The following is a 6,948-nucleotide window of genomic DNA, read 5'->3' as shown; positions in this document are numbered from 1 at the left end:
ATGAGCAAACTCGGTTGGATGATCGCGGCTGTGCTGGTTGCGGGGGCAGGTGCGTTCGTTTGGCAGAGCACACGTACCGGGCCAGGCCCGAACGGGCATTCCATGACCCCGCCCGACACCTCGGACATCGCGGACGGTGCGGCCATCGTCGCGGTCAGCGTGCCGGACGACTTGTCGTCCCTGGCGCAAATGGGAGAGCGTGCCTTCAACGCGAAATGCGCAGCCTGTCACGGGGACGATGCCGCAGGTCGCGAAGGCAAAGGCCCGCCCCTGGTGCACAAGATTTACGAACCCAGCCATCACTCGGACATGGCCTTCGTGATGGCGGCTAAGAATGGTGTCCGGGCGCATCACTGGCGCTATGGAAACATGCCGCCGGTGGACGGCGTGACAGATGCCGACGTGAAGGCGATCACCGCCTATGTGCGCGCCCTTCAGAAGGAAAACGGGATTTTCTGATGGATTCGGCGCGACGCATGGGGGCGGCCCTTATCGCCTGGCTGGCCATACTTGCGACCTCCGTCGTCCTTCCAGGCGGAGCAGGGATGTATCTTGGGGCCACCGATGTCCAGCATGTGCAGCATGCATCGGAAACCAGCGCTTCTGTGCGTCACGAGCATGGCGAAGCTGACCGGTCAGAGGACTGTCATCCGGGCATGACCTGCTCATTATCCGCAATCGGCACCCAACGCAAAGATCCCCCCCAGACACAACGTGCTTCTGACCTGAAGCCGGTCACGGTCGCCTGCGTGGCGGACCGGTTCACGCCGGTATCCGATCCGCCGCCCCCACGACAGGCGGTCTGATTTCAACCACTCAACACTACACTCGACCGACACAAGGAACTGATATGCAACCTTATCGAACAGCCATGGCAAGCGTCGCGTTTGCTCTTGCGACCTCAACCGCTTTCGCAGGGGCAGGCCACGACGGCGGTCACGGAGGTGGACACGCAGCCATGATGGGGCAGTCCGGCAACCCGGCAAAGGCGGATCGCGTTATCGAGGTCAGCATGACCGAGATGGCGTTTGAGCCATCAAACATTCAGGCTATGGAAGGGGAGACCATCACGTTCGTGGTCAGCAACGATGGCGAATTCGTGCATGAGTTCAACCTCGGCACTGAGAGAATGTGGCAAGGCCACATCGACGAAATGAAGAAGATGATGGAGACCGGCATGATGACGGTCGACGAGGTCAATCACGACAAGATGATGCAGGCCGGCATGATGCATGATGATGCCAACAGCGTCCTGCTGGAGCCTGGTCAAACCGCAAAAGTGACCTGGACGTTCGGCAAAAAGACCGAGATGGGCTTTGCCTGCAACGTGCCCGGACACCGTGAATCCGGCATGGTCGGTGATATCACCTTCGTGAAGCGAGTACTTCCGTCCAGTTGATCATCGCATCCAGAGCAAAGACTCTCGGAGAAGGGCGCGGTCAGCGCCCTTCTCGGTTTTTTGGTGACAGCTATGAAATCCGCTTATTATGCTTCTCGACCGCACCAAATTTATTTCATATCGGCATGATGTGACCGGCGCGACGGCGGGTGCGCGTTGGGTTCGCGCGGGGCAGGCCCTGCGTGACCGTGCAATGCCGCCCCTCCCTCACTCTGCCGGGAACACCGGGCTGTCCTTGACGATGCCGTAGGCGAAGCTGGTGTCGATCGAGCCGATTCCGCCGATGCGCTGGAGCCGGGCGCGGATGAACGCCTCGTAGGCGTCGAGCGAGGCGACGACGACCCGAAGCTGGTAGTCGGTCTGGCCGGTCATGACGTGGCATTCGGTCACTTCTTGCATCCGGCCCACCTCGCGCTCGAAGGTCTGCACGGTGGTTTCGTCGTGGCGCTCCAGGCGGATGCGCACGAAGGCGGTGATCGCGAGGCCGCAGGCGCGCGCGTCCACCCGCGCGGCGTAGCCGCGGATCACGCCCGCCTTTTCGAGATTGCGCACCCGGCGCAGGCAGGGCGAGGGCGAGAGGCTGACCTGTGCGGCGAGGTCCTGGTTCGATATGCGCCCGTCGCGTTGCAGGGCGCGGATGATCTGACGGTCCTTGTCGTCCATTTTTGGCCTCACGTTGGCATAGTATGCCAAAATACTGCGATATATTGGGACACAAAGCAATCCGTGCCCCGACATGATGCGATATCCTGCCACAAACAGGAGATCAGACATGAGCAATTCCCAAGGCTTCGCCACCCGCGCCATCCATCTCGGGTACGACCCGCTTGACCACGAGGGCGCGCTGACGCCGCCGCTGCACCTGACCTCGACCTTTGCCTTCGAGTCGGCCGAGGTGGGGGGCGAGCTATTCGCCGGGGAGCGCGCGGGGCACGTCTATTCGCGCATCTCGAACCCCACCTGCGACCTGCTGGAGCGCCGCGCGGCCTCGCTCGAGGGGGCCGAGGCGGGGCTGGCGCTGGCCTCCGGGATGGGGGCGATCACGTCTGTCTTGTGGACGCTGCTGGCGCCCGGCGACGAGGTGATCGTGGACCAGACGCTCTATGGCTGCACGTTTGCGTTCATGCATCACGGGCTGCGCAAGTTCGGTATCACGGTGACCCATGTGGACATGACCGAGCCCGAGAACCTGCGCGCGGCGATCTCTGACCGCACCCGCGTGGTCTATTTCGAGACGCCCGCCAACCCCAACATGCGGCTGGTGGATATCGAGGCGGTGGCGGCCATCGCCCACGAGGGCGGCGCGCAGGTGGTGGTGGACAACACCTATGCCACCCCTTACCTGACGCGCCCGATCGCGCTGGGCGCCGACCTGGTGGTGCATTCGGCGACCAAGTACCTGGGCGGGCATGGCGACCTGGTGGCGGGGCTGGTCGTGGGCCGTGCCGAGGCGATTGGCGAGATCCGGCTGGTGGGCATGAAGGACATGACCGGCGCGGTGATGGCACCGTTCAACGCGATGCTGGTGATGCGCGGGCTCAAGACGCTGTCGTTGCGGATGGAGCGGCATTGCGCCAGCGCGCGCGTGGTGGCCGAGTGGCTGGAGGGGCACCCGGAGGTGGCGGCCGTGCATTACCCGGGACTGGAGAGCTTTGGCCAGCATGCGCTGGCCTGCCGGCAGATGGCGCTGCCCGGCGCGATGATCGCCTTCGAGCTGACAGGCGGGCTGGAGGCCGGGCGCCGGATGATGAACGGGCTGCGGATGATCGCGCGCGCCGTGTCGCTGGGCGATGCCGAGACGCTGATCCAGCATCCCGCCTCGATGACGCATTCGACCTACAGCGCCGAGGAGCGCGCCGCGCACGGAATCAGCGACGGGCTGATCCGGCTGTCGGTGGGGCTTGAGGATGTTGCCGATATCCTCGACGATCTGGACGGGGCGCTGAGCCGTACCGTGCTCCGCGATACCGCCTGATATGTCCATCTCCAGCACGAAAGCATCCTGATGCCATTCCAGATTTCCATCGGTCCGAACCTGCGCAAATCGCCGTTCTTCGACGCCACCGTTCGAAGCGGGGTGCGGGGCTTCTCGGTCTACAATCACATGCTGATCCCCGGGCATTTCGGCGATCCCGATGCCGAGTATGACCGGCTGATGACCGGGGTGGCGATGTGGGACGTGGCGGCGCAGCGGCAGGTCGAACTGACCGGGCCGGATGCCGGGCGGCTGGCGCAGTACCTGACGCCGCGCGACCTGACGAAGACGCGGATCGGGCAGGGCCGTTACGTGCCGCTATGCGATCACGAGGGGTGGCTCATCAACGACCCGGTGCTGCTGAAGCTGGCCGAGGACCGGTATTGGCTGTCGGTCGCCGACAGCGACATTCACCTGTGGGCCGCGGCCATCGGGCGCGAGCGGCGCTGGGACGTGGCGGTGGGTGAGCCGGACGTGTCGCCGCTGGCGATCCAGGGGCCGAAGGCGGTGCTGGTGGCCGAGGCGGTGTTTGGTCCGCGCGTGCGGGACATGCGGTATTTCGGCTTCGAGGAAGCCGAGCTGCACGGCATCCCGCTGCTCCTCGCGCGGTCGGGCTGGTCCAAGCAGGGCGGGTTCGAGCTGTATCTCAGGGATGGCGCGCGTGGTGGCGAGCTGTGGGACCTGGTGGCCGAGGCGGGCGCGCCCTGGGGGATCGGACCCGGGGCGCCCAACGATATCGAGCGGCTGGAAAGCGGGCTCGTTTCCTACGGGGCCGACATGCGCTGGCAGGGTGCGCGGGCGGACCCGTTCGAGATGGGGCTGGGTGCGCTGGTCGATCTCGGGGCGGGGCACGATTTCGTCGGTCGCGCGGCATTGGAGCGGATCGCGGCGCAGGGCCCGGCGCGCAGGCGCGTGGGGCTTGTGCTCGATAGCCGCCCGACGCCGCCGGGCCACCCGGTGCCGCTGATGTTGGGGGAGACGGATGTCGGGCGGGTTTGCGAGTTTGCGTTTTCCCGGCGCCTTGGGCAGACCATCGGTGTCGGGATTGTGCGGGCCGACCTAGCGGAGGATACGGCGGGACTGACGGTCGCGCTGGAGGGCGGAACGGTGCCTGCGCGGATCGCGCCGTTGCCGTTCGCGGACCAGTGAAAACAGGGGGATGGGGCGCGCCATGACCGAGACAGGGACCGACCACCTCAAGACAGTCGAGCAGCGGCTGTTGTGGCTGTCGCACTGGATGATCCATCACGCCAACCACGTCCGGCCCAAGGTGGACGGGATCAAGACGGGCGGGCATCAGGCGAGCTCGGCGTCGATGGTGTCGATCATGACGGCGCTCTATTTCTCGACGCTGCGTCCTGAGGACCGGGTGGCGGTCAAGCCGCACGCCTCGCCGGTGTTTCACGCGATGCAATACCTGATGGGCAACCTCGACCGCGCGCGGATGGAGGCGTTTCGCGGCCTGGGCGGCGTGCAGAGCTATCCAAGCCGCACCAAGGACGTGGATGACGTGGATTTCTCCACGGGGTCGGTGGGCCTTGGCGTGGCGATCACGAGTTTTGCCGCGCTGGTGCAGGATTACATTACCGCCAAGGCGTGGGGGGCCGATGTGCCGCTGGGTCGCATGGTGGCGCTGGTGGGCGATGCGGAGCTGGACGAGGGCAATGTCTACGAGGCGTTGCAGGAGGGCTGGAAGAACGACCTGCGCAATTGCTGGTGGATTATCGACTACAACCGCCAATCGCTGGACGGGATCGTGCGCGAGCGGCTGTTCGAGCGGATCGAGAAGATTTTCGACGCCTTCGGCTGGGACGTGGTGCGGGTGAAATACGGCGCGCTGCAACGGGCGGCCTTTGCCGAACCGGGGGGCGAGGCGCTGCGCGACTGGATCGACCAATGCCCCAACGCGGAATATTCGGCGCTGACCTATATGGGCGGCGCGGTCTGGCGGCAGCGGCTGATGGACGACCTGGGCGATCAGGGCGAGGTGACCGCGCTGATCGAGCGGCGGAGCGACCGCGAACTGGCGGACCTGATGGAAAACCTCGGCGGCAATTGCGTGGCGACCATGGCCGAGACATTCGCGAGCATCGACCACGACCGCCCGACCTGTTTCCTCGCCTACACGATCAAGGGCTGGGGCACGCCTATCGCGGGCCACAAGGACAACCATGGCGGGCTGATGACAAAGGCGCAGATGGCCGAGTGGCAGACGCATATGGGCATTCCCGAGGGGCAGGAATGGGACCGCTTTGCCGGGGTCGAAGATGTGGACAGCCTGCACGCCTTTCTTGACGGTGTGCCGTTCTTTGCCAAGGGTGCGCGGCGGTATGGAGACGCACGGCTGGCGGTGCCCGAAGTTGCGGCGGTGACGGACCGCGAAATCTCGACGCAGATGGCATTCGGCAAGATGCTCGACGGGCTGGCGCGGGGCGATAGTGCGCTCGCGGCGCGCATCCTGACCACCTCGCCGGACGTGACGGGCACCACCGGGCTGGGGCCGTGGGTCAACCGTCGCAAGCTGTTTTCGCGGACCGAGCAGCGCGATGCCTTTATCGAGCATCGCATCCCCTCGACCGCGAAATGGAATTTCTCGCCCGAGGGGCAGCACCTTGAGCTGGGCATCGCCGAGATGAACCTCTTTCTGCTTCTGGGGGCGGCGGGGCTGGCGCACAGCCTGTGGGGCCGACGGCTGATCCCCATCGGCACGGTCTATGATCCGTTCGTGCATCGCGGGCTCGATGCGCTCAATTACGCCTGTTACCAGGATGCGCGGTTCATCGTGGCGGGCACGCCATCGGGGGTGACGCTGGCGCCCGAGGGGGGCGCGCACCAATCGGTGGGCACGCCCCTGACGGGCATGGCGCAGGACGGGCTGGCGAGTTTCGAGCCCGCCTTTGCCGACGAGCTGGCGGTGATCCTGGAATGGGCCTTCGACTACTTGCAGCGCGATGGCGAGGGCGACAGGGGAGGGGGCGTGGACGAGCGGACGTGGCTGCGCGACGAGACCGGCGGCTCGGTCTACCTGCGGCTGAGTACCAAGCCGCTGGAACAGCCCGGCAAGCGCGCCGATGATGCGTTCCGGCAGGGGGCCATCGACGGTGCCTACTGGCTGCGCCCGCCGGGGCCAAATTGCGAGGTGGTGATCGCCTATCAGGGCGCGGTGGCCGACGAGGCAATCGCGGCGGCGGGGCTGGCGGGCGGCACGCGCCGCGACGTGGGTGTGCTGGCGGTGACGTCGGCGGACCGGCTCAACGCGGGCTGGACCGCGGCGCAGCGCGAGCGCGCGCGCGGCAACGCGGATGCAATGAGCCATGCCGAGCGGCTGCTCGCCCCGCTGCCGCGGCACTGCACGCTGGTGACGGTGATCGACGGGCACCCCGCGACGCTGGCCTGGCTGGGAGCGGTGGCCGGGCACCGGACGATTTCCCACGGGGTGGAGCATTTCGGGCAAACGGGCACGATCGGCGATCTCTACCGGCATTTCCGTATCGACCGCGACGCCGTTGCCGCGTCGGCCACCGGGGGCTGAGCGGGCCGAATAGGGGCTTGTAACCTGCCGGGATCGGCGCGC

General features: G+C 66.2%; 6 protein-coding genes. 5 read left to right on the top strand and 1 reads right to left on the bottom strand.

From position 1 onward, the window contains the following. Both CRJ03_RS01300 and CRJ03_RS01295 read left to right on the top strand, forming a co-directional pair. Nucleotides 1-459: c-type cytochrome (locus CRJ03_RS01300; RefSeq protein ID WP_104017109.1), on the top strand; the 459-nt coding region annotated here is incomplete at its 5' end. Between the two features lie 412 nt (nt 460-871). Continuing rightward, complete coding sequence (locus CRJ03_RS01295) at nt 872-1,399, top strand: cupredoxin domain-containing protein (RefSeq protein WP_240611512.1); 528 nt, start codon at nt 872-874, stop codon at nt 1,397-1,399. Nucleotides 1,400-1,606: 207 nt separating this feature from the next. On the opposite strand, the gene CRJ03_RS01290 is transcribed toward CRJ03_RS01295, so the two are convergent. Next, nucleotides 1,607-2,062, bottom strand: a complete 456-nt coding sequence (locus CRJ03_RS01290; RefSeq protein ID WP_104017107.1) for an Lrp/AsnC family transcriptional regulator — start codon at nt 2,060-2,062, stop codon at nt 1,607-1,609. A 109-nt stretch (nt 2,063-2,171) separates the two neighbouring features. Between CRJ03_RS01290 and CRJ03_RS01285 the strand changes: the two genes are divergently transcribed. Genes CRJ03_RS01285 through CRJ03_RS01275 form a run of 3 tightly spaced genes read left to right on the top strand, consistent with a single transcriptional unit; the run spans nt 2,172 to nt 6,906 of the window. Then, nucleotides 2,172-3,374: a methionine gamma-lyase gene (locus tag CRJ03_RS01285; RefSeq protein WP_104017106.1), complete on the top strand. Its 1,203-nt coding sequence runs from the start codon at nt 2,172-2,174 to the stop codon at nt 3,372-3,374. A 30-nt stretch (nt 3,375-3,404) separates the two neighbouring features. Beyond that, complete coding sequence (locus CRJ03_RS01280; RefSeq protein WP_104017105.1) at nt 3,405-4,523, top strand: glycine cleavage T C-terminal barrel domain-containing protein; 1,119 nt, start codon at nt 3,405-3,407, stop codon at nt 4,521-4,523. 22 nt (nt 4,524-4,545) lie between these two features. After that, on the top strand, nt 4,546-6,906 hold the full coding sequence (locus CRJ03_RS01275; RefSeq protein ID WP_104017120.1) for a thiamine pyrophosphate-binding protein: 2,361 nt from the start codon (nt 4,546-4,548) through the stop codon (nt 6,904-6,906). The last annotated feature ends 42 nt before the right edge of the window (nt 6,907-6,948 follow it).

Source organism: Roseovarius nitratireducens (assembly GCF_002925845.1).
In the GTDB taxonomy this organism is placed as follows: Bacteria; Pseudomonadota; Alphaproteobacteria; order Rhodobacterales; family Rhodobacteraceae; genus Roseovarius; species Roseovarius nitratireducens.
This window is presented reverse-complemented; position numbering and strand designations above follow the sequence as displayed.